General features: G+C 72.5%; 19 protein-coding genes. 4 read left to right on the top strand and 15 right to left on the bottom strand.

The window, feature by feature from the left end; all coding sequences use genetic code 11:
• From htpX to glnA, 3 genes are all read right to left on the bottom strand, one after another.
• A complete protein-coding gene (gene htpX, locus AB0E77_RS03665; RefSeq protein ID WP_361564956.1) occupies positions 1–918 on the bottom strand; it encodes a zinc metalloprotease HtpX in 918 nt (305 codons plus the stop codon).
• Between the two features lie 68 nt (positions 919–986).
• On the bottom strand, positions 987–1,247 hold the full coding sequence (locus AB0E77_RS03670; RefSeq protein ID WP_361564958.1) for a hypothetical protein: 261 nt from the start codon (positions 1,245–1,247) through the stop codon (positions 987–989).
• A gap of 167 nt (positions 1,248–1,414) precedes the next feature.
• On the bottom strand, positions 1,415–2,824 hold the full coding sequence (gene glnA, locus AB0E77_RS03675; protein WP_361564961.1) for a type I glutamate--ammonia ligase: 1,410 nt from the start codon (positions 2,822–2,824) through the stop codon (positions 1,415–1,417).
• 231 nt (positions 2,825–3,055) lie between these two features.
• Here glnA and AB0E77_RS03680 point away from each other — a divergent pair, with 231 nt between their 5' ends.
• Complete coding sequence (locus tag AB0E77_RS03680) at positions 3,056–3,523, top strand: RDD family protein (RefSeq protein ID WP_361564963.1); 468 nt, start codon at positions 3,056–3,058, stop codon at positions 3,521–3,523.
• Positions 3,524–3,654: 131 nt separating this feature from the next.
• Here AB0E77_RS03680 and AB0E77_RS03685 read toward each other — a convergent pair whose 3' ends face one another.
• From AB0E77_RS03685 to lipB, 4 genes are all read right to left on the bottom strand, one after another.
• The gene (locus AB0E77_RS03685; RefSeq protein WP_361564965.1) at positions 3,655–4,356 is read right to left on the bottom strand and encodes a DUF4191 domain-containing protein; all 702 of its coding nucleotides are present in this window, start codon (positions 4,354–4,356) and stop codon (positions 3,655–3,657) included.
• A gap of 68 nt (positions 4,357–4,424) precedes the next feature.
• Positions 4,425–4,643, bottom strand: coding sequence for a hypothetical protein (locus AB0E77_RS03690; protein ID WP_361564968.1), 219 nt, complete (start codon positions 4,641–4,643; stop codon positions 4,425–4,427).
• 272 nt (positions 4,644–4,915) lie between these two features.
• A complete protein-coding gene (lipA, locus tag AB0E77_RS03695) occupies positions 4,916–5,881 on the bottom strand; it encodes a lipoyl synthase (RefSeq protein ID WP_361564971.1) in 966 nt (321 codons plus the stop codon).
• 237 nt (positions 5,882–6,118) lie between these two features.
• Positions 6,119–6,916: a lipoyl(octanoyl) transferase LipB gene (lipB, locus tag AB0E77_RS03700; RefSeq protein ID WP_361564973.1), complete on the bottom strand. Its 798-nt coding sequence runs from the start codon at positions 6,914–6,916 to the stop codon at positions 6,119–6,121.
• Positions 6,917–7,172: 256 nt separating this feature from the next.
• On the opposite strand from lipB, the gene AB0E77_RS03705 reads away from it, so the two are divergent.
• Positions 7,173–8,636: a regulator gene (locus AB0E77_RS03705; protein ID WP_361564975.1), complete on the top strand. Its 1,464-nt coding sequence runs from the start codon at positions 7,173–7,175 to the stop codon at positions 8,634–8,636.
• A gap of 7 nt (positions 8,637–8,643) precedes the next feature.
• Here AB0E77_RS03705 and AB0E77_RS03710 read toward each other — a convergent pair whose 3' ends face one another.
• Together AB0E77_RS03710 and AB0E77_RS03715 are read right to left on the bottom strand one after the other, a co-directional pair.
• On the bottom strand, positions 8,644–10,047 hold the full coding sequence (locus AB0E77_RS03710; RefSeq protein ID WP_361564978.1) for an NAD(P)/FAD-dependent oxidoreductase: 1,404 nt from the start codon (positions 10,045–10,047) through the stop codon (positions 8,644–8,646).
• A 340-nt stretch (positions 10,048–10,387) separates the two neighbouring features.
• Positions 10,388–11,293 (bottom strand): TIGR01777 family oxidoreductase, encoded by a 906-nt coding sequence (locus AB0E77_RS03715; RefSeq protein ID WP_361564981.1) that lies wholly within the window; start codon positions 11,291–11,293, stop codon positions 10,388–10,390.
• Positions 11,294–11,357: 64 nt separating this feature from the next.
• Between AB0E77_RS03715 and AB0E77_RS03720 the strand changes: the two genes are divergently transcribed.
• Positions 11,358–11,846: a GNAT family N-acetyltransferase gene (locus AB0E77_RS03720; protein WP_361564984.1), complete on the top strand. Its 489-nt coding sequence runs from the start codon at positions 11,358–11,360 to the stop codon at positions 11,844–11,846.
• Positions 11,847–11,939: 93 nt separating this feature from the next.
• Positions 11,940–12,740, top strand: coding sequence for a peptidoglycan recognition protein (locus AB0E77_RS03725; RefSeq protein WP_361564987.1), 801 nt, complete (start codon positions 11,940–11,942; stop codon positions 12,738–12,740).
• Between the two features lie 19 nt (positions 12,741–12,759).
• Here AB0E77_RS03725 and AB0E77_RS03730 read toward each other — a convergent pair whose 3' ends face one another.
• The 6 genes from AB0E77_RS03730 to lpdA form a co-directional block, all read right to left on the bottom strand.
• On the bottom strand, positions 12,760–13,281 hold the full coding sequence (locus AB0E77_RS03730) for a DUF4240 domain-containing protein (protein ID WP_361565601.1): 522 nt from the start codon (positions 13,279–13,281) through the stop codon (positions 12,760–12,762).
• Between the two features lie 113 nt (positions 13,282–13,394).
• Positions 13,395–14,378 carry a YafY family protein gene (locus tag AB0E77_RS03735; protein WP_361564990.1) on the bottom strand — a complete coding sequence of 328 codons (984 nt, stop codon included), beginning with the start codon at positions 14,376–14,378 and terminating at the stop codon, positions 13,395–13,397.
• 55 nt (positions 14,379–14,433) lie between these two features.
• Positions 14,434–17,136 carry a pyruvate dehydrogenase (acetyl-transferring), homodimeric type gene (aceE, locus tag AB0E77_RS03740; RefSeq protein WP_361564993.1) on the bottom strand — a complete coding sequence of 901 codons (2,703 nt, stop codon included), beginning with the start codon at positions 17,134–17,136 and terminating at the stop codon, positions 14,434–14,436.
• Positions 17,137–17,567: 431 nt separating this feature from the next.
• Entirely contained in the window at positions 17,568–18,191 is a 624-nt protein-coding gene (locus tag AB0E77_RS03745) for a GntR family transcriptional regulator (protein ID WP_361564996.1), read from the bottom strand.
• Between the two features lie 208 nt (positions 18,192–18,399).
• Positions 18,400–20,184: a 2-oxoglutarate dehydrogenase, E2 component, dihydrolipoamide succinyltransferase gene (sucB, locus tag AB0E77_RS03750; RefSeq protein ID WP_361564999.1), complete on the bottom strand. Its 1,785-nt coding sequence runs from the start codon at positions 20,182–20,184 to the stop codon at positions 18,400–18,402.
• Between the two features lie 64 nt (positions 20,185–20,248).
• The gene (lpdA, locus tag AB0E77_RS03755) at positions 20,249–21,637 is read right to left on the bottom strand and encodes a dihydrolipoyl dehydrogenase (protein WP_361565002.1); all 1,389 of its coding nucleotides are present in this window, start codon (positions 21,635–21,637) and stop codon (positions 20,249–20,251) included.
• Positions 21,638–21,877 lie beyond the last annotated feature (240 nt).

Consider the following 21,877-nt stretch of genomic DNA (forward strand, 5'->3'; position numbering starts at 1 on the left):
TCACGCCTTCCCGGGTGCCGCCGGCTCACCCAGCTCGGCGGAGATCCGGCCCAGCTGCTCGAGCCGCTGCTCCAGGCTGGGGTGGGTGGAGAAGAGCCGTCCGAGTCCCGGCTCGGCGCCGAGGGCGGGCGTGAAGTAGAAGGCGTTGAAGGCCTGCGCCGTCCGCAGGTCCTTCGTCGGGATGCGGGCGATGTCGCCGGTCACCTTGGTGAGCGCCGCGGCCAGCGCCGAGGGACGGCCGGTGAGCAGGGCGGCGGCCCGGTCCGCGGCCAGCTCCCGGTACCGGGACAGGGCCCGGATCAGCACGAAGCTCAGCGCGTACACCGCCGCGGAGACGCCCATCACGGCCGCGAACACGACCAGGGTGTTCTGGTCCCGGCGTCCGCCGCCGAACAGCTGCGAGTAGAAGGCGAACCGTACGACGAGACCCGCGATCACACCGAGGAAGGACGCGACCGTGATCACGGCGACGTCCTTGTGCGCCACGTGCGACAGCTCGTGCGCGAGCACGCCCTCCAGCTCGGCGGGCTCCAGCCGGCGCAGCAGCCCGGTGGTCACGCAGACCACCGCGTTGTCCGGGTTCCGTCCCGTCGCGAACGCGTTCGGCATGTCCATCGCCGACACGGCGACCACCGGCTTCGGCATGCCGGCCATCGCGGACAGCCGGTCGACCACCGCGTGCAGCTGCGGGTACTCGTCCCGCTCCACGACCCGGCCGCGCATCGCGAACAGCGCGATCCGGTCGGAGAACCAGTACTGCGCCCCCAGCATCAGGGCGACGATCACCACGACGAGGACCCAGGACTTCAGCAGCACGATCAGCGCGGCGACGAAACCCACGTAGAGCAGACCGAGCAGGAACAGCGTGATCCCCATGCGCACGGTCAGCCGCCGGTCGCTGTGGAAGCGGCTCTGCATCTGCATCACCCCGCAGTCGCGCACTCGTCCCGCTGTCCAGTGTGCACCGCGGGCGCCACGAAGGAGGCTCAGTAGGGCGCCCGGAAGTTGATGTACCCGAGCAGCACGATCACCGCGGCCACGCAGCCGAGGACCACCGCGGTGGACACCCACGAGGACCGGCGGCCGGATCCCACGTGGTCCGGGTCGGCACGGAAGGGCACCGGCCCGGGCGGGTTCTCCTTCCAGCGCGCGGCGAGCATCCGGGCCCGTGCGGAGGGCTCCTTGTGCTCGGCGCCGTCCGCCCATCTGAGGTCGAACTCGCGTTCCTCGTCGTCCCGATCGGACATGTCCGGTCCCTCTCCCCGTTCCCTGACTCGAACAACCGTGTCAATGACATGATCCCGGGCCGGGAGCGGCCTGTGAAGCTTTTCGGCCAACGACGGCGCCCCCGCCCCTGACGGGCAGGGGACGAGGGCGCCGGACGACGAGCCGGGCCGCGCGGCCCGGGGGTCGGTCACACGTCGAAGTAGAGCTCGAACTCGTGCGGGTGCGGACGCAGCTGCAGCGGGGCGATCTCGTTCGCACGCTTGAAGTCGATCCACGTCTCGATCAGGTCCGGCGTGAACACGTCGCCCTGGAGGAGGAACTCGTGGTCCGCCTCGAGGCGGTCCAGGACCGCACCGAGGGAGGTCGGGACCTGCGCCACGTTGGCGTGCTCCTCGGGAGCCAGCTCGTAGAGGTCCTTGTCGATCGGCTCGGCCGGCTCGATCTTGTTCTTGATGCCGTCCAGGCCCGCGAGGAGCAGGGCCGAGAAGGCCAGGTACGGGTTGCCGGAGGCGTCCGGGGCGCGGAACTCGACGCGCTTGGCCTTCGGGTTCGAGCCCGTGATCGGGATACGCATCGCGGCGGAGCGGTTGCGCTGCGAGTACACCAGGTTCACCGGCGCCTCGAAGCCCGGCACCAGGCGGTGGTACGAGTTCACCGTCGGGTTGGTGAAGGCCAGCAGCGACGGGGCGTGCTTGAGGATGCCGCCGATGTAGTAGCGGGCGGTGTCCGACAGACCGGCGTAGCCCTGCTCGTCGTAGAACAGCGGCTCGCCGTTGCTCCACAGCGACTGGTGGACGTGCATGCCCGAGCCGTTGTCACCGAAGATCGGCTTCGGCATGAAGGTCGCCGTCTTGCCGTTCTTCCACGCCACGTTCTTCACGATGTACTTGAAGAGCTGGAGGTCGTCCGCGGCGGCGAGCAGCGTGTTGAACTTGTAGTTGATCTCGGCCTGGCCGGCGGTGCCCACCTCGTGGTGCTGGCGCTCGACCTTCAGGCCGGACCGCTCCAGCTCCAGGGAGATCTCGGCACGCAGGTCGGCGAAGTGGTCGACCGGCGGGACCGGGAAGTAGCCGCCCTTGTAGCGGACCTTGTAACCACGGTTGTCCTCGAGGGCGCCGGTGTTCCAGGCGCCGGCCTCGGAGTCGATGTGGTAGAAGGACTCGTTCGCGCTGGTGGCGAAGCGGACGGAGTCGAAGACGTAGAACTCGGCCTCGGGACCGAAGAACGCCGTGTCGGCGATGCCGGTGGAGGCGAGGTAGGCCTCGGCCTTCTTCGCCACGTTGCGCGGGTCGCGGGAGTACTGCTCGCCCGTGATCGGGTCGTGGATGAAGAAGTTGATGTTGAGCGTCTTGTCCCGGCGGAACGGGTCGATGCGCGCGGTGGACAGGTCGGGGCGCAGCGACATGTCCGACTCGTGGATGGCCTGGAAGCCGCGGATCGAGGATCCGTCGAAGGCCTGCTCGTCATCGGGGTCGAACGCCTCGGCGGGCAACGTGAAGTGCTGCATGACGCCCGGCAGGTCGCAGAACCGGACGTCGACGAACTTGACGTCCTCGTCCGCGATGAACTTCTTGGCCTCGTCGGCGTTCTGGAACATCCAGCTCCTCCTACTCCCGACCGTCCCGCCGGGGTGGTAGATCGTTCGTGCGGCCAGTGCGGGTGGCACACGCTGCCTCGACCCTAGGGACGGGTGATTTCTCGGGCGTGACCCATTTGTTTCGCAGAAGTTAACCGGCTGCCTCCCAGCCTAGGCCTCATCCGGGCCCGGCACACCCCACCGTGCACCCCGCCCTCCCTCGGCCGCGGGGCGGCGCAGTACCGTGGTCCGGTGGACAAGAGGGAAGCAATCGGATCGTGGCTCTCCGGGCCCCGCGCGGCCGTCGAGGGCGCCGGCGCGGATCTCGGGTACCGGGGCGAGCAGCTCGGGCTGCCGGAGGAGGGGCCGGGCTCCATCGCCCGTCCCGGCCGCAGGCTCGGCGCACTCGTCGTCGACTGGGCCCTGTGCTCCTTGATCGCATACGGCCTGATCACGGGCAGCTACGACCAGAAGACCAGCAACTGGGTGCTGCTGATCTTCTTCGTGCTCAGCGTCCTGACCGTCGGCACGGTCGGCTTCACCCCGGGCAAGCGTCTCTTCGGCCTGCGGGTCGTGGACCTCGCCACGGGCCGGCCCAGCCCGCTGCGCGCGCTGCTGCGGTCGGCCCTGCTGTGCGTGGCGATCCCCGCGCTGGTCTGGGACCGGGACGGCCGGGGGCTGCACGACCGGCTGGCGCGCACCGTGGAGGTCCGGCTCTAGCGTCCGCACGGCCGCGGCCACGGCCGCGCCGCCCGCGGGACGGTGCGGATACGGCGATGGGGCGCCCGGAGTGATCCGGGCGCCCCATCGCCGTATCCGCGTTCGGGTGCCGAGTGCCGAGCCGACCGGGCTCAGCGGCGGGGGTTGCCGCCCTTCGGCATCCGCATGCCCTTGGGCATCGGTCCCTTGGGCAGGGGCATGTTGCTCATCAGGTCGCCCAGGGCGCGCAGCCGGTCGTTGGTCGCGGTGACCTGCGGGCCCGTCAGGACGCGCGGGAGCTTGAGCATGGTCGTGCGCAGCTTCTTCAGCTCGACCTGGCCCTCGCCGGTGCCCACCATCAGGTCGTGGACCGGGACGTCGGCCACGATCCGGTTCATCTTCTTCTTCTCGGCCGCCAGCAGGGACTTCACCCGGTTCGGGTTGCCCTCGGCGACCAGCACGATGCCGGCCTTGCCGACCGCGCGGTGCACCACGTCCTGGTTGCGGTTCATCGCCACCGCGGGGGTCGTCGTCCAGCCCCGGCCGATGTTGTCCAGTACCGCCGCGGCGGCGCCCGGCTGGCCCTCCATCTGCCCGAAGGCCGCCCGCTCGGCCCGGCGCCCGAAGACGATCGCCGTCGCGAGGAAGGCGAGCAGCAGGCCCAGGATGCCGAGATAGATGGGGTGACCGATCAGGAAACCGATCGCGAGGAGGACACCGAAGACGACGATGCCGACACCCGCGAGTACAAGACCGATCTTCTTGTCGGCCTTGCGGGTCATCTTGTAGGTCAGAGCGATCTGCTTCAGTCGCCCGGGGTTCGCAGCGTCCGCTGCAGGTTCCTTCCTCGCCATGCCGTGAAGTCTACGTGGCCGGGAAGGCGCCCACGACGGCAGTGTCCGGCGCCGCCGAACGGGGGAGGTCAGAGACGGCCGGAGGCGACCTGCCGCTGGAGGACCTTCTCGGTCTCGATCCGGTCCTTGGCCCGGCGGCGGTCCTCCAGCACGGAGTTCCAGGCGTTGCGCCGGGCGGTGCGCTGGCCGCTGCTCATCAGCAGCGACTCGACGGCCCGCAGGGCGGTGGTGAACGACGGGATGGCGGTGGCGCGGACGACGGTGGCGCGAACGGGCGCGGCCTGCATCGTGGAGGTCCCCCCTCGGTACGGATCCGGGTGCGGGTGTACGTGCTGTGATTCCAGGGTCACTGATTGGTGTTACCAGGGCGTGACCCGCCGGTCAAACGCACACGAAGCCGTGGTGCGGGGGCCCGGAACGGCGACGCGGCCCCGACCGGTGCCCTCATCTGCGAGGACCGTCGGGGCCGCGGTGTATCGGCCATTACTGGCGAGTAGCGCCTTGTGCGTGAATTCACACACCCTGTGCCCCCGCCGGTGCGGCGAAGGCTGACGGCGCGTCAGACGGCCTGGCCGGCGACGACGGTGTCGCGCTTCTCGACCGCCATCCGGTAGAGGCGCCCGGCGCGGTACGAGGAGCGCACCAGCGGGCCGGACATCACACCGGAGAAGCCGATCTGCTCGGCCTCCTCCTTCAGCTCGACGAACTCCTGCGGCTTGACCCAGCGCTCCACGGGGTGGTGGCGCACGGACGGGCGCAGGTACTGCGTGATGGTGATCAGCTCGCAGCCGGCCTCGTGCAGCTGCTTCAACGCCTCGCTGATCTCCTCACGGGTCTCGCCCATGCCGAGGATCAGGTTCGACTTGGTGACCAGGCCGTAGTCGCGGGCCTCGGTGATCACCTTCAGGGAGCGCTCGTAGCGGAAGCCGGGACGGATCCGCTTGAAGATGCGCGGGACGGTCTCGACGTTGTGCGCGAAGACCTCGGGGCGGGAGTCGAAGACCTCGCGGAGCAGCTCCGGCACCGCGTTGAAGTCGGGGGCGAGCAGCTCGACCTTGGTGCGGCCGTCCGCGCGCTCGGCGGTCTGCTGGTGGATCTGGCGCACCGTCTCGGCGTACAGCCAGGCGCCGCCGTCCGGCAGGTCGTCCCGGGCCACGCCGGTGATGGTGGCGTAGTTCAGGTCCATCGTGACCACGGACTCGCCGACCCGGCGGGGCTCGTCGCGGTCGAGCGCCTCGGGCTTTCCGGTGTCGATCTGGCAGAAGTCGCAGCGCCGGGTGCACTGGTCGCCGCCGATGAGGAAGGTCGCCTCGCGGTCCTCCCAGCACTCGTAGATGTTCGGACAGCCGGCTTCCTGGCAGACCGTGTGCAGGCCCTCGCTCTTCACGAGGTTCTGCATCTTCGTGTACTCGGGGCCCATTTTCGCCCGGGTCTTGATCCACTCGGGCTTGCGCTCGATGGGGGTCTGGCTGTTGCGGACCTCCAGGCGCAGCATCTTGCGTCCGTCGGGTGCGACTGCGGACACGACCGGCTCCCTAGCGATTGATTCTTCGGCGTGCCCCAGGGTACGCCCGTTGATTTGTTGGTCGGCGTCGGTGCCGGCCTTGCTGGGGGCTGCCGCCCCCAGGCCCCCGCTTCGGCCTGAACGGCCTCGTCCTCAAACGCCGGACGGGCTGGATTAATGCCCTCCGTCACAAAGTGCCGGACGGGCTGGATGCGGCCCTCCGTCACAAAGTGCCGGACGGGATCGGCCGCGGGCCTTTCAGGCCGGTGTCCTCTCGATCACCCGGGGCTTCAGGTCCGCGTGCTCCAGGACGTCGCGCAGGTGGCGTTCCGCCACCGGCAGGACCTCCTCGATGGTCACGTCCCGGCCCAGCTCGTTGGCCAGGGAGGCGACGCCCGCGTCGCGGATGCCGCACGGGATGATCTTGTCGAACCACTTGTTGTCCGGGTTCACGTTCAGCGCGAAGCCGTGCATGGTGACGCCCTTGGCGACCCGGATGCCGATCGCGGCGATCTTGCGGTCCTCGCGGCGCTGGCCCGCGTTGGACGGGGCGTACTCCGGCCCGTTGAGGCGGGGGTCGAACTCCTCGTCGGTCAGCCGCGGATCGAAGTCCAGGGAGAGTCCGCCGAGGGCGGGGCGCTGCTCCACCGGGTCGCCGAGGACCCACACCCCGCTGCGGCCCTCGACCCGGGTGGTCTCGACGCCGAACTCCGCGCAGGTGCGGATCAGCGCCTCCTCCAGCCGCCGCACGTGCGCGACGACGTCGACCGGGCGCGGGAGCTTCTGGATCGGGTAGCCGACCAGCTGGCCCGGACCGTGCCAGGTGATCTTGCCGCCGCGGTCCACGTCGACGACCGGCGTGCCGTCGAGGGGGCGTTCGTCGTCCGCGGTGCGCCGTCCGGCCGTGTAGACCGGCGGGTGCTCGAGGAGCAGCACGGTGTCCGGGACCTCGTCGGCGAAGCGCGCGGCGTGCACCCGGCGCTGCTCGTCCCACGCCTCCTGGTACTCGACGCGCTCGGCGCCGAACCCCATGCGGATGAAGCGAAGCCCATTCACGGCAAGAGCCTCCCTGGAAGGTCGTAAGGCACGAACCGTGCCCACGCCACTGTACGACCGGTCGCCGGACCCCTGACGGGCGGCCGCTGCCGTCAGCCCGACAGGGAATCCTCACACGATCGGATGAATGCCGGTCGAACTCTGCGGTCGGGTGTTTACTCTCCGCTACATTCACGCCGTTCACGAGGCCATAAGGGCTGCTCACAGGCGCTCCGGGCACATCGAGGGCCCGGAAGGCAGGAGACCGCACCGCACCATGACGGAACGACCCGCGCAGCGCACCCCCAACCGCCAGCTCGCCGCGCTCATCGCCGAAGCGGGGTTCTCCAACGCGGGTCTCGCACGACGCGTCGACCAGCTCGGACTCGAGCACGGCCTGGACCTCAGATACGACAAGACCTCCGTCACCCGGTGGCTGCGCGGCCAGCAGCCCCGCGGGACCACCCCCGCCCTGATCGCCGAGGTCTTCACCCGTCGCCTCGGCCGCCGGCTCACCGCCCAGGACCTCGGCCTGGACGCCTGCGCCCCGGTCTACGCCGGCCTCGAGTTCGCCGCCGGTCCGGAGGAGGCCGTCGACATCGTCAGCGGGCTGTGGCGCAAGGACTCCGGCAGCCACGCCGAACTGCGCAAGATCGCCTTCACCCCGGCGGGCCTCGTCGTGCCCAGCCGGGACTGGCTGATCGGCCGGGCCGACGAGAAGGTGGCCCGCACCGAGATCCCCGTCCGCATCCCCGCCCAGGGCCGCCCCGCGTTCCCCGGCGGCCCGGTGCCGCTCGCGCCCTCCCGCAGGCGGGCCCCGGCCGACCGTGGCCCCGGCCAGCGGGTCACCGGCGGCGACCTCGCCGCACTGCGCTCGGTGGGCGAGCTGTTCCGCGGCCTCGACGACCGGTACGGCGGCGGCCACGCCCGCCAGGCCCTCGTGCGCTACCTCGAGCACGAGCTGGAGCCGATGCTGCGCGGCACCTACGGCGAGCAGACCGGCCGCCGGTTGTTCGCCGCCGCCTCCGACCTGACCCGGCTCGCGGGCTGGACGTCGTACGACATCGCCGCGCACGGGCTCGCCCAGCGCTACTTCGTGCAGGCGCTGCGGCTCGCCCAGGCGGCCGGGGACCGGGCGTACGGCTCGTACGTGCTGGTCACCATGAGCCGGCAGGCCGTCTACCTCGGCCACGGCCGCGAGGCCGTGCAGCTCGCGCGCGTCGCCCAGCAGGGCGTCGGCACCACCGCCCCGCCCGTCGTGCAGACGCTGCTGCACGCCGCCGAGGCGCGGGCGCACGCCGTCCTCGGCGAGGTGCGGGCCTGCACCGCCGCCCTGGTCCGGGCCGAGCGGGCCTTGGAGGCCGCCCGGCCCGGGGACGAGGTGCCGCACTGGGCGCGCTTCTTCGACGAGGCACAGCTCGCCGACGAGTTCGGGCACTGCCACCGCGACCTCCAGCAGTTCCGCGCCGCCGCCCAGTACGCGGAGCGCTCCCTGCTGCTGCGCGCCCCCGCCTATGCCCGCAGCCGGCTCTTCTGCCGGGTCGTCCTCGCCACCGCCCGCCTCGGCCTGGGCGAGCTCGACCAGGCCTGCCAGCTGGCCGCCGAGGCGGCCGGACAGGCGGCCGAGATGCGGTCGGTGCGGGCGGCGGAGTACGTGCGCGACTTCGAACGGCGCCTGGAGCCGTACCGGGACGCGGCCCCCGTGCGGGGCTACCGGGACAAGGTGGCGGCCCTGGGGTGACCGCCCCCTACGCGGCCCGTGCCGTGGGCAGGGGGTCGGCCGTGTGCATCGGGCGGCCCGCGCCCAGGTCCGTCAGGATCGCCGCCGACGCCCGGTGGGCCGAGTGCAGCGCGCCCTGGACGGTACTGGTGTCGCGGTGGTCGCCGCACACGTACAGGCCGGCCAGCAGCCGCACCGGCCGCTGCGGATCGTGCGGCGGGCGCATGGCGGGCACCGCCTCGGCCGTGTGGTGCACGGCCAGGGTCTCCCAGCGGCCCGTCGGCGTGCCGTAGAGGCGGGCCAGGTGGATGCGCACGGCGGTGTCGACGTCGGACGGGACGGGCCCGAGGACCGTCGACGAGACCAGGGCGCGGCCGGCCGGCGCGCGCGACGGGTCCACCTGGCTGACCACCGCCGTGTGGGCGACCGGCCCGCCGCGGTCCGCGTCGAGCAGCAGCGACGCGCCGGTCGCCGGGGGGTCGTCCGTCGCGTGGTGCACCACCGTCACCGGATGGAAGTCCGGCACCCGCAGCCCCGGCAGCAGCTCGGCGGCGGCGCGGGCGTCGGTCGCCACCAGGACGGCCCGGCAGCGGATGACGCCGTGCTCGGCGGTGGTCACCGCGTTGGTGGCGACCGAGGTGACCCGGACGCCGGTGTGCACGGTGCCCGGCGGCAGCGTCCGCGCCAGCAGCTCCGGCACCGTCTCCGCCCCGCCCTCGGGCAGCACCGGCCGTCCGCTCGCGAAGGCGCGCAGCGCGAGGTCGGCGCACCGGCTGGAGGTGGTGAGCTCCGGGTCGTACAGCAGGGCGGCCAGCAGCGGACGCAGGAAGCCCTCGATCGTGCGGGCGGGCAGTCCGCGGGCCGCCAGCGCCTGGGCGGCGGGCAGCTCCGGGCGGGCCAGCAGCCGTTCGACCGGGGTGTGCGCGAGGCGGGTCAGCGCGGCGCCGAGCCGGGCCTGGTCGACGGCGGTGCCCAGCGGGGCGCCCGTCCGGGGCCGGGGGGCGGGCACGGCCCGGCCCGGCACCCGGGGAGCGGGAACCATGCGCCGGGGCGCGGGACCCGACCGGGGGGCGCTCGCAAGGGCGCGCACCGTATGGAGTGCGCCCCTCGCGCCCCGGGGGCCGGCCGGGACGCCCGCGCGATGGTGGCGCCCCTCGCTGTGCAGCAGCACCCCGGGCGCGAACGGCAGCAGCGCGAGGCCGTCGAGCCCGGGGGTGAGGCGCAGTTCGGGATACGCCGTGGAGAGCAGCTGTCCGATCCTGTCGAGCCGGAATCCGTCGACCTTCTCCGTCGCCATCCGGCCGCCCACGCCATGGGCGGCCTCCAGGACCGTGGTCGTCACTCCTGCGCTGGTCAGCCGATGCGCCGCGGCGAGTCCGGCGATCCCGGCCCCCACGACGACGACGTCCGCCTGGTACGCGGGCTCAAACACGTGCCCCTCCTAGGGGGTGTCCGTTCGGATCATGCCGCAGCCGCGGGGTCCACCACACCCGCCTGCGGTGTTGTCGTCACTGGCCTCGTCACCCCGCGCAGCGGCGCTGACGAGGAACCGCCGGTCTCCTGCGAGCTGTTCCACACGACACCCCCCTGGAGGTTGCGCGGCCGGTGGAGACGTCATGCCCTCAACCGGCTCGAGCGATACCCGAGTCCACGTCGAGATTAGGTCCCGGACCGGCCGGGGGGAGTCGCACGGAGGCAGGGCACGGTCGCACAGCGGTCGCATATCGCCGCGATACGGCCGTCAAACGGTCACAAGGGGGCCCGTCCCGGTCTCACAGCGCCGCCCGGATCGCCCCCTCGATCTCCGGGAACGCGAAGCGGAAGCCCGACTCCAGGAGCCGGGCCGGCAGCACCCGGGCGCTGCCCAGGACGTCCCCGGACATCTCGCCGAGCACGGCCCGCAGCACCGGCGCGGGCACGGCGAAGGGCGTCGGCCGGTGCAGCACCCGCCCCATCGCCGCGGTGATCTCGCGGTTCGTCAGCGGGTGCGGGGCGGTGAGGTTGAAGGGGCCGGACAGGTCGTCCCGGTCCAGGAGGTGCCGGATCGCCGCCACCTCGTCGTGCAGCGCCACGAACGACCAGTACTGCGAGCCGTCGCCCAGCCGCCCGCCGAGCCCCGCCCGGAAGAGCGGGAACAGCCGCCCCCAGGCCCCGCCCCGTCGCGCGACCACCAGGCCGGTCCGGGCGAGCACCGTCCGCACGCCGGCCTCCCGCGCGGGCGCCGCCGCACCCTCCCACTCCACGCACACCGACGGCAGGAACCCCTCGCCCGCAGGGGCGCTCTCGTCGACGGGCCGCCCGCCGGTCTCCCCGTAGAAGCCGATCGCACTGCCGTTCACGAAGACCCGCACCGGGCGGCCCAGCGAGGCGACGGCCTCCGCGAGCGCCCTGGTGCCGCGCACCCGGCTGTCCCGGATCCGCGCCTTGTACTCCTCGGTCCAGCGGTGGTCGCCGATCCCCGCCCCGGCCAGGTTGACCACGGCGTCGCACCCCTCGAGACCGGCCGTGTCCACCCGCCCGGCGGCCGGGTCCCAGCGGACCTCGTCCGGACCCGCCGGGGCGCGGCGCACCAGGCGCACCACCTCGTGCCCGTCCGCGGTCAGGGACCGCACCAGTGCGCTGCCGACGAGACCGGACGCGCCGGCCACCGCGATACGGGAACGTTCCGAGTCGTCCATACGCCCATCCTGCCCGGACCGGCCGGAAACCACGGCCCGGACCGCGCGCCGTACAGTGATCGTCATGCCCGCCGCCCGCATACGCCGAGCCCTGCCCGAGGACGAACAGCCGCTGCGCCTGCTCGACCGCGCCACCTGGTCGTACCAGCACGCCGTCTCGCCCCCGCCGGGCCCGGACGACCCCTTCTTCCGGGAGCACTCGGGCCCCGCCGACCACTTCGTCGCCGAACTCGACGGCACCCTCGTCGGCTACGTCCGCCTCGGCCTGCCGACGGGGCTGGCCTCCAACACCCACGTCCGTCAGATCCGCGGCCTCGCCGTCGCCGACGCGGCCCGCGGCCACGGCGTCGGCCGGGCCCTGGTCCGCGGCGCCGTCGAGGAGGCCCGCCGCCTGGGCGCCCGCCGCATCACCCTGCGCGTCCTCGGCCACAACACGGCGGCGCGGAGGCTGTACGAGTCCGAGGGCTTCGTCGTCGAGGGCGTCCAGCCGGAGGAGTTCCTCCTCGACGGCGCGTACGTCGACGACGTGCTGATGGGGCAGCGGCTGATCTGAGCCCGACGGGGTGCGGGCGGGCCGTGATGCGGACCGCCACCCGCCGGCACGGCTCGCGTCGCGGACACGGCGGATCCACCTGACAGTGGGACCATGCGTCTCTTCCGAGGTCCGCGCGGTCCACGGGAACGGCGTCCGGACCGCATACCGGCGCCCGCCCGGGTGGTGCTCGGCTGCCTGCCCGGCCTGGCCGCAGGCGCGGCGCTGGTGCTGTGCGCGATGGGTGTGGAACGGTCCGTCGAGACGAACGCCCACGCGGCCGGCGCCGCCCCCGCCCACGCCGCCCCGCGGCCGCCCATCGTGCCCCGCTCCGTCTGGCTGGGCGACGAGGCCCGAAACCAGCCGGCCCCGCGCTACGACGACGAGATCCGGGCCGTCTTCGTCCACCACACCGACACCCCGAACGGCTACGACTGCGCCGACGTCCCGGGCATCCTGCGCGGGGTCTACTCGGGCCAGACCGGCGCCCGGGACTGGGACGACATCGGTTACAACTTCGTCGTCGACCGCTGCGGCACCATCTACGAGGGCCGCGCCGGCGGCATCGACCGGCCCGTCACCGGCGCCCACACCCAGGGCTTCAATCACCGCACCACCGGCATCGCCGCCCTCGGCACCTTCACCGCGGGCGTCCCCGTGCCGGACGCGCTGACCGACGCGATCGCCGCACTGGCCGCCTGGAAGCTCGGCCCGACCGACACCGACCCGCGCGGCACGGTCCGCCTGGTCTCCAGCAACGGCCTCAGCCGGTACGCCGCCGGCACCACCGCGACGCTGCCCGCGGTCGCGGGGCACGGGGAGGGCTATCAGACCGACTGCCCGGGCGAGGCCCTCTCCGCCCGCCTCCCGGACATCAGGGACCTCGCGGCCCGCCTCCAGGGCAGGAGCGGCTGAGGGGAGCGCGGCGGGGGCTTCAGCCCTCCCCGAAGCGCTCCCACAGCCTCGGGAACCGTTCCGCGAGGGCCCGGTCGTCCTCCAGGTCGATCGGGGCGCCCAGCGGCTCCGTGGGCGCGGGGGCGATGCCGAGGTCGGGGGCGACGGTGCCGGTGAGCTGCTCGTAGGCCTCGTCGGCCGCGTAGCCGAGCTCCTCCCCGTCGCCGTCCAGTTCCTCGTCGAAGTCGTCCAGCAGCTCGGCGAGCGCGTCGGGATCGTGCACCGCGCCCTCGTACACCTCGCGGCCCTGGCCGATCAGCCAGCACCGGAAGTAGTCGAACGCGTCGTCGCTCGCCCCGCCGAGCAGCACCCACGCGGCACCCCACAGGTCCCAGGTGCAGGCCCGGTTGTAGCGGGCCTCGAAGTGGCGGGCGAAGTCCAGGACGAGGTCCGGGTCCAGTTCCAGGAGCCGCTCCAGCAGCAGGTCGGCCTGGTCCTCGGGGTCTCCCTCGGCGCCCCGGCGGGCGGCGTCGATCAGCTCCCAGAACTCCGTCTCGTCCATCACGGGTCCAGCATCGGCCCTGTAGCAGTGCGACGCACGTGGAGCGGCTCGGATCGTTATGCCCGCCCCGGCCCTGCGGCCCGGCCCTGGCCCGGAGGGCTTGGGCGGGCCGGTCAGCCGGGGCTCTCCGGATACAGCCGGGCGAGCCGCCGGGCGTCCTGTGCGAAACGTTCCCTCAGGGCGGGCGGGGACAGGACCTCCACCTCCGGGCCGAGGCCGCGCAGCTGGGCGTGGGCGACCTCCTCGGACTCCACCGGCATCCGCACCGTCACCCACCCGTCCGAGTCCGGCGTACCGGCGGCCGCCAGGGCCTCCCGGGCCGACAGCGCGTCCACGACGTCCGGCAGCGCCCACACGCCCCGCGCGGACAGCCGTACCACGACCTCGGCCCGCAGGATCGAGCGCGCGAACTGCTCGGCCCGCTCCGCCCAGAACGCGGGCAGGTCGAACTCCCCGTCCCGCGCGAACCGCCCGGCGCCCGGCTCCACCGCCGTGAACCGGTCGATGCGGTACACCCGGAACGAGTCGCCGTCCGGCACCCGCGCGCACAGGTACCAGACCCCCGCCTTCAGCACGAGCCCGTACGGCTCCAGCTCCCGGACGACCTCCTCGTCCCCGCGCCGGTAGCGCGCGGTCACCGGCCGGTCGTCCCAGACCGCGTCCGCGACCGCAGGCAGCAGCTCGGGCGTCTCCGGCTCCCGGAACCAGCTCGGCGCGTCCAGATGGAACCGCTGGGCCGCCGTACGGGAGGCGTCCCGCAGGGAGGGGAGCAGGGCCGCCGAGACCTTCAGACGGGCCGCCGACGCCGCGTCCTCCAGGCCCATCTCGCGCAGCGCCCCCGGCACCCCGGACAGGAACAGCGCCTCCGCCTCGCCCCGCGCCAGCCCCGTGAGCCGCGTCCGGTACCCGCCGACCAGCCGGTAGCCCCCGGCCCGCCCCCGCTCGGCGTACACGGGCACGCCCGCCTCCGACAGTGCCTGCGCGTCCCGCGTCACGGTCCGCTCCGACACCTCCAGCTCCCGGGCCAGCTCGGCGGCGGTCATCGCGGGGCGGGACTGGAGCAGCAGCACCATTTTGATGAGGCGGGCAGCACGCATGCCCACATCATGCAGGAGGCCCCCGCCGAAGCAGGGGCCTCCTCAGGTCAGAGCATCACAGCCCGTAGCGCTCGCGCGCCTCCTTCACGGCCGTCGCCTGGACCTCGCCGCGCTTGGCGAGCTGGGCCAGGGCCGCGACCACGATGGACTCGGCGTCCACACCGAAGTGACGACGGGCGGCCTCACGGGTGTCCGACAGACCGAAGCCGTCGGCGCCCAGCGAGGACCAGTCCTGCTCGACCCACTGCGCGATCTGGTCCGGGACCTGGCGCATGTAGTCGGAGACGGCCAGCACCGGACCCTCGGCACCCTGGAGCGCCTGGCGGACGTACGGCACCCGCTCCTCGCCGCGCAGCAGCGCCGCGTCGGCCTCCAGCGCGTCCCGGCGCAGCTCGGTCCAGGAGGTCGCGGACCACACGTCGGCGGCCACGCCCCACTCCTCGGCGAGCAGCTTCTGCGCCTTGAGCGTCCAGTGGATCGCCGTGCCGGAGCCCAGCAGCTGGATGCGCGGGGCGTTGGCGGCCGGGGACAGACCCGCCGACTCCGCCGTGTTGAAGCGGTACAGGCCCTTGACGATGCCCTCGTCGACACCCGCCGCGGACGGCTTGGCCGGCTGCGGCATCGGCTCGTTGTAGACCGTCAGGTAGTAGAAGACGTTCGGGTCCTCGCCCGGGGCCGCCTCGCCGTACATCCGGCGCAGACCGTCCTTGACGATCGCCGCGACCTCGTACGCGAACGCCGGGTCGTACGTCAGCGCCGCCGGGTTGGTCGCCGCGATGGCGGGGGAGTGGCCGTCCGCGTGCTGGAGGCCCTCACCGGTCAGTGTGGTCCGGCCGGCGGTGGCGCCGACCAGGAAGCCGCGGCCGAGCTGGTCGCCGAGCTGCCACATCTGGTCGGCCGTGCGCTGCCAGCCGAACATCGAGTAGAAGATGTAGAACGGGATCATCGCCTCGCCGTGCGTCGCGTACGACGTCGAAGCGGCGATGAAGTCGGCCATCGAACCGGCCTCGGTGATCCCCTCGTTGAGGATCTGGCCGTTCTTGGCCTCCTTGTAGTACATCAGCTGGTCGCGGTCGACCGGCTCGTACGTCTGACCCTTGGGGGAGTAGATCCCGAGCGACGGGAAGAGGCTCTCCATGCCGAAGGTGCGCGCCTCGTCGGGGACGATCGGCACCCAGCGCTTGCCGGTCTCCTTGTCGCGGACCAGGTCCTTGACCAGGCGGACGAACGCCATGGTGGTGGCCACGTTCTGCGAGCCGGAGCCCTTGTCGAAGGCGACGAAGGCCTTGTCGGCGGGCGCGGGCAGCGGCGCGACCGGGTGGACCCGGCGGGCCGGGGCCGGACCGCCGAGGGCCGCGCGGCGCTCCTGGAGGTAGCGGACCTCGGGGGAGTCGGCGCCCGGGTGGCCGTAGGGGACCACACCGTCGACGAAGTCGCTGTCCTTGATCGGCAGGCCGAGCAGGTCGCGCATGTCCTTGAACTCGTCCACCGAGAGCTTCTTCATCTGGTGGTTGGCGTTCTTGGACGCGAAGCCGGTGCCGAGGGTGTGGCCCTTGACGGTCTGGGCCAGGATCACGGTCGGCGCGCCCTTGTGGGAGAGCGCGGCCCGGTACGCGGCGTAGACCTTGCGGGCCTCGTGCCCGCCGCGCGAGTAGTGGAAGCACTCGAGGATCTTGTCGTCGCTCAGCAGCTTCGCCATCTCGGCGAGCGCCGGGTCCTTGCCGAAGAAGTCCTCGCGGATGTAGGCGGCGTCGCGCGTCTGGTACGTCTGCACCTGCGCGTCCGGTACCTCGCGCAGCCGGCGTACCAGGGCGCCCGTGGTGTCGAGCTGGAACAGCTCGTCCCAGGCGGTGCCCCACAGCGTCTTGACGACGTTCCAGCCGGCGCCGCGGAACTGGGCCTCCAGCTCCTGCACGATCTTGAAGTTGGCGCGGACCGGACCGTCGAGGCGCTGCAGGTTGCAGTTGATGACGAAGGTCAGGTTGTCCAGGCCCTCACGGGAGGCGAGGGTGAGCGCGGTGGTGGACTCCGGCTCGTCCATCTCGCCGTCGCCGAGGAACGCCCACACGTGGGAGTTCGTCAGGTCCTTGATGCCGCGGCTGGTCAGGTAGCGGTTGAACCGCGCCTGGTAGATCGCCGAGATCGGCCCGAGGCCCATCGACACCGTGGGGAACTCCCACAGCCAGGGCAGGCGCCGCGGGTGCGGGTAGGACGGCAGGCCGTTGCCGCCGGCCTCGCGGCGGAAGTTGTCGAGGTGCTCCTCGGTCAGCCGGCCGTCGAGGAAGGCGCGGGCGTAGATGCCGGGGGAGGCGTGACCCTGGATGTAGAGCTGGTCACCGGAGCCGTCCGCCTCCTTGCCCTTGAAGAAGTGGTTGAAGCCGGTCTCGTACAGCCAGGCCGCGGAGGCGAAGGTGGCGATGTGGCCGCCGACGCCGTATTTGCTCCCGCGGGTCACCATCGCCGCCGCGTTCCAGCGGTTCCAGGCGGTGATCCGCTGCTCCATCTCCTCGTCGCCGTCCACGGCGGGCTCGGCGGAGGTGGGGATGGTGTTGACGTAGTCCGTCTCGAGGAGCTTCGGCAGGGCGATGCCGGCGCCCTCGGCGCGCTCCAGTGTGCGGCGCATCAGGTACGCGGCACGGTGCGGCCCGGCCGCCTTGGTGACGGCGTCCAGGGAGGCCTGCCACTCGGCGGTCTCCTCGGGGTCGCGGTCCGGGAGCTGGTCGAGCTCGCTCGGCTGGATGGCGTTGGGGTCGGTCATGTCGCCGCCTTCCTCAGTCGAAGGGGGTTCCCTCAAGTCAAGGGTTCGGGGGTGCCCTAGGTCTTTGGCAGGACAGGGCGTGGGCTCTGGTAAGCCCGTCGGTGACTGTAACTCCCTGATCGATGATCGATCAAAGGGTTGAGGGGCAAAACCTCTCGATACCGAGAAAGTCGGCACGGGGTGCCTCCGGCGGTGGCACGGGGTGACCCTCCAGGGTGGGGGTTTGTGCAGGTGAGCGCGGTGCGGCTCGGGTGGGTGCGGTGTCGCCGGCGGCTGCGGGTGCGTCGTGGCTGATCGCGCCCACGCGGCGGAGCCGCCTATCGACACAGCCCCGCGCCCCTTCCAAGGGGCGCGGGGGACCGCGCGAAACCGGGGGTCTGGGGGCGCGGCCCCCAGGGTCGGGAAGGGGAAGGGACGGCGGGGGCGAAGAACTAGGCGCGAGGTGCGCAGCCGAGGACGTGGGCCTTGACCAGCTCCGCGATCCGCGGGTCGCGGCGGCGGAACGCGGCGACCAGTTCCTCGTGCTCCTCCGCGTACGACTGCTGCACCGTCCCCAGCCACCGTATCGACAGCGCCGTGAACACCTCGATGCCCAGCCCCTCCCACGTGTGCAGCAGCACCGAGTTGCCGGCCGCCCGCACCAGCTCCCGGTGGAAGCCCACCGTGTGCCGCACCTGGGCCGTCCCGTCGGCCACCCGGTCGGCCTCGTAGAGCGCGGCCACATGCGGCTCCAGGACCGAGCAGTCCTCGGCGAGCCGCTCCGCCGCCAGCTCCGCCGCGATGGCCTCCAGGCCGGCCCGGACCGGGTAGCTCTCCTCCAGGTCGGCGGCGGTCAGATTGCGTACCCGTACGCCCTTGTTCGGCGCCGACTCGATCAGCCGCAGCGACTCCAGCTCGCGCAGTGCCTCCCGCACCGGGGTCTGGCTGACCTCCAGCTCCGTGGCGATCCGGCGCTCCACGATCCGCTCGCCCGGCTGCCAGCGTCCGCTGATGATCCCTTCCAGGATGTGCTCGCGGATCTGTTCCCGCAGCGAGTGGACGACGGGCGCGGTCATGGGAAGCTCCTTCGGAAGGGGCCCCTTCGGCCCCCGGGGGCGTTGACGCTTAGACAATACGGCCGCCACGGCGCGCGGGAGGGGCGCACGGGGGCGCTTTTACGCAGGTGAGACGAGACTTACACAGCGTGCCGCCGCCCGGACGCGACGGTGCCCCCGCCCGGGAAGCTCCGGGCGGGGGCACCGTACGGGCCCACTGGCAGGGGAATTACAGGCCGAGCTCGACCTCGAACTCGCCCGCCTCCAGGATCGCCTTGACCGCCGTCAGGTAACGGGCGGCGTCGGCGCCGTCCACCAGACGGTGGTCGTAGGACAGGGTCAGGTACGTCATGTCGCGGACGCCGATGACCGTGCCCTCCTCCGTCTCGATGACGGCCGGACGCTTGACCGTGGCACCGAGGCCGAGGATCGCGACCTGGCCCGGCGGCACGATGATCGTGTCGAAGAGCGCACCGCGCGAACCGGTGTTGCTGATGGTGAAGGTCCCGCCGGACAGCTCGTCCGGAGTGATCTTGTTGGCGCGGACCTTGCCCGCCAGCTCGGCCGTGGCCTTGGCGATACCGGCGATGTTGAGGTCACCGGCGTTCTTGATGACCGGGGTCATCAGGCCCTTCTCGGAGTCCACCGCGATGCCGATGTGCTCGGTGTCGAAGTAGGTGATGGTCCCCTCGGCCTCGTTGATCTTGGCGTTGATGGCCGGGTGGGCCTTCAGCGCCTGCGCCGCGGCCTTGACGAAGAACGGCATCGGGGAGAGCTTGACGCCCTCACGCGCCGCGAAGGAGTCCTTCGCCTTGGCACGCAGCTTCATCAGGCGGGTGACGTCGACCTCGACGACCGAGGACAGCTGCGCCTGCTCGTGCAGCGCCTTGACCATGTTGTCGCCGATGACCTTGCGGATGCGCGGCATCTTGACGGTCTGGCCGCGCAGCGGGGAGGCCTCCAGGGCGGGGGCCTTCTTCGCGGCGGGCGCGGCGGCAGCGGCGGCCGGAGCAGGAGCGGCGGCCTTCGCGGCCTCGGCGGCGGCGGTGACGTCCTGCTTGCGGATGCGGCCGCCGACGCCGGTGCCCTTGACGGTGGACAGGTCGACGCCGTTCTCGGCGGCGAGCTTGCGCACCAGCGGGGTGACGTAGGCGCCGTCGTCCACCGGCTGGGCGGCGGCCGGGGCGGCCGGAGCGGCAGCCGGGGCCGGCGCGGGCGCCGGGGCGGCCGGAGCCGGGGCGGGCGCCGCGGGCGCCTGCGGGGCCGGAGCGGCGGGGGCCGGAGCCGCGGGGGCGGCCGGGGCCGGAGCCGGGGCGGCCTGCTGCGGGGCCGGGGCCGGGGCGGGCTGCGCGGGGGCGGCCGGCTGGGCCGGGGCGGCGGCCGGAGCCGCACCCGCCTCGCCGATGACGGCCAGCTTGGCGCCGACCTCGGCGGTCTCGTCCTCGCCGACCACGATCTCCAGCAGGGTGCCGGAGGCGGGGGCCGGGATCTCGGTGTCGACCTTGTCGGTGGACACCTCGAGCAGCGGCTCGTCGGCCTCGACGCTGTCGCCGACCGACTTCAGCCAGCGGGTGACGGTGCCCTCGGTGACGGACTCGCCGAGCGCGGGCAGGACGACGTCCGTGCCCTGGGCGGAGCCGCCGCCGGTGGAGGCCTCGGCGGTGGGAGCGGGCGCCGGGGCGGCCTGCTCGGTGGACGGCGCGGCCGCGGCGGGCTCGGGCGCCGGCTCGGCGACCTGCTCGGCCTGCGGGGCGGCCTCGGCCGCCGGGGCGCCGGAGCCGTCGTCGATCAGGGCCAGCTCGGCGCCGACCTCGACCGTCTCGTCCTCGGCGACCTTGATGGAGGACAGCACGCCGGAGGCGGGGGCCGGGATCTCGGTGTCGACCTTGTCGGTCGAGACCTCGAGCAGCGGCTCGTCGGCCTCGACGCGCTCACCCTCGGCCTTCAGCCAGCGGGTGACGGTGCCCTCGGTGACGCTCTCGCCGAGCGCCGGAAGGGTTACGGAAACCGCCATGGTTTCGGTTGCTCCTTACGAATTGCGGAAAGTCTGTGTCGTCGCGCCCAGTGACCGGGGAAGGTCAGTCGTGGGAGTGCAGCGGCTTGCCGGCCAGCGCCAGGTGAGCCTCGCCGAGCGCCTCGTTCTGCGTCGGGTGGGCGTGGATGAGCTGGGCCACCTCGGCGGGCAGCGCCTCCCAGTTGTAGATCAGCTGGGCCTCGCCGACCTGCTCGCCCATGCGGTCGCCCACCATGTGGACGCCGACCACGGCACCGTCCTTGACCTGCACGAGCTTGATCTCGCCGGCGGTCTTGAGGATCTTGCTCTTGCCGTTGCCGGCCAGGTTGTACTTCAGGGCGACGACCTTGTCCGCGCCGTAGATCTCCTTGGCCTTGGCCTCGGTGATGCCGACGGAGGCGACCTCGGGGTGGCAGTACGTCACCCGGGGCACGCCGTCGTAGTCGACCGGGACGGTCTTCAGACCGGCCAGCCGCTCCGCCACCAGGATGCCCTCGGCGAAGCCGACGTGCGCGAGCTGGAGCGTCGGGACCAGGTCGCCGACGGCGGAGATGGTCGGGACGTTGGTGCGCATGTACTCGTCGACCAGGACGTAGCCGCGGTCCATGGCGACCCCGGCCTCCTCGTAGCCCAGGCCCTGGGAGACCGGGCCGCGGCCGATGGCGACGAGCAGGACCTCGGCCTCGAACTCCTTGCCGTCGGCAAGGGTGACCTTGACCCCGTCCTGGGTGTACTCGGCCTTCTCGAAGAAGGTGCCCAGGTTGAACTTGATGCCCCGCTTGCGGAACGCGCGCTCCAGCAGCTTGGAGCTGTTCTCGTCCTCGACCGGCACGAGGTGCTTGAGGCCCTCGATGATCGTGACGTCGGTGCCGAAGGACTTCCACGCGGAGGCGAACTCGACGCCGATGACGCCGCCGCCCAGGATGATCGCGGACTTCGGCACGCGGTCCAGGACGAGGGCGTGGTCGGAGGAGATGATCCGGTTGCCGTCGATGTCCAGGCCCGGCAGCGACTTCGGCACGGAGCCGGTCGCCAGCAGGACGTGGCGGCCCTGGATGCGCTGACCGTTTACGTCCACCGAGGTCGGGGAGGACAGCCGGCCCTCACCCTCGATGTAGGTCACCTTGCGCGAGGCGATCAGACCCTGCAGGCCCTTGTACAGGCCCGAGATCACGTCGTCCTTGTACTTCTGGACGGCCGGTACGTCGATGCCCTCGAAGGTGGCCTTCACACCGAACTGCTCGCTCTCGCGGGCCTGGTCGGCGATCTCACCCGCGTGCAGCAGGGCCTTGGTGGGGATGCAACCCTTGTGCAGGCAGGTGCCGCCGACCTTGTCCTTCTCGATCAGGGCGACGTCCAGACCCAGCTGCGCCCCTCGCAGGGCCGCGGCGTACCCACCGCTGCCACCGCCGAGGATCACTAGGTCGAAAACGGTGCTGGCGTCGTTCGCCACGTCACGTCCTCCATGCATGTGCGCCACCGGTCGTCGGTGACCGGCTGGCGGCTGGTGTCCGGCCGCTCGTACTTCGGCCCTTGGTTGGGGCCCTGTCCTGCCGAGCCCCATCTTCGCACTTGTGAGAGGCGAACGAGACGCGGGGCCGGGGTGTGAGACGCCCCACGTTCCCGTGTGAGCGAGGACGGGTCACGCCCCAGGAGCGCGGGGCTGTGCACCCGCTCCAGGCCGGCGAGGCCG

The organism is Streptomyces sp. NPDC032940 (assembly GCF_040636935.1).
Taxonomy (GTDB): domain Bacteria; phylum Actinomycetota; class Actinomycetes; order Streptomycetales; family Streptomycetaceae; genus Streptomyces.

Bases quoted from the DNA above. Each gene is read 5' to 3' on its own strand.
- htpX (WP_361564956.1), bottom strand. From the start codon at position 918: ATGCAGAGCCGCTTCCACAGCGACCGGCGGCTGACCGTGCGCATGGGG.
- AB0E77_RS03670 (WP_361564958.1), bottom strand. From the start codon at position 1,247: ATGTCCGATCGGGACGACGAGGAACGCGAGTTCGACCTCAGATGGGCG.
- glnA (WP_361564961.1), bottom strand. From the start codon at position 2,824: ATGTTCCAGAACGCCGACGAGGCCAAGAAGTTCATCGCGGACGAGGAC.
- AB0E77_RS03685 (WP_361564965.1), bottom strand. From the start codon at position 4,356: ATGGCGAGGAAGGAACCTGCAGCGGACGCTGCGAACCCCGGGCGACTG.
- AB0E77_RS03690 (WP_361564968.1), bottom strand. From the start codon at position 4,643: ATGCAGGCCGCGCCCGTTCGCGCCACCGTCGTCCGCGCCACCGCCATC.
- AB0E77_RS03705 (WP_361564975.1), top strand. From the start codon at position 7,173: ATGACGGAACGACCCGCGCAGCGCACCCCCAACCGCCAGCTCGCCGCG.
- AB0E77_RS03715 (WP_361564981.1), bottom strand. From the start codon at position 11,293: ATGGACGACTCGGAACGTTCCCGTATCGCGGTGGCCGGCGCGTCCGGT.
- AB0E77_RS03720 (WP_361564984.1), top strand. From the start codon at position 11,358: ATGCCCGCCGCCCGCATACGCCGAGCCCTGCCCGAGGACGAACAGCCG.
- AB0E77_RS03725 (WP_361564987.1), top strand. From the start codon at position 11,940: ATGCGTCTCTTCCGAGGTCCGCGCGGTCCACGGGAACGGCGTCCGGAC.
- AB0E77_RS03730 (WP_361565601.1), bottom strand. From the start codon at position 13,281: ATGGACGAGACGGAGTTCTGGGAGCTGATCGACGCCGCCCGCCGGGGC.
- AB0E77_RS03735 (WP_361564990.1), bottom strand. From the start codon at position 14,378: ATGCGTGCTGCCCGCCTCATCAAAATGGTGCTGCTGCTCCAGTCCCGC.
- aceE (WP_361564993.1), bottom strand. From the start codon at position 17,136: ATGACCGACCCCAACGCCATCCAGCCGAGCGAGCTCGACCAGCTCCCG.
- AB0E77_RS03745 (WP_361564996.1), bottom strand. From the start codon at position 18,191: ATGACCGCGCCCGTCGTCCACTCGCTGCGGGAACAGATCCGCGAGCAC.
- sucB (WP_361564999.1), bottom strand. From the start codon at position 20,184: ATGGCGGTTTCCGTAACCCTTCCGGCGCTCGGCGAGAGCGTCACCGAG.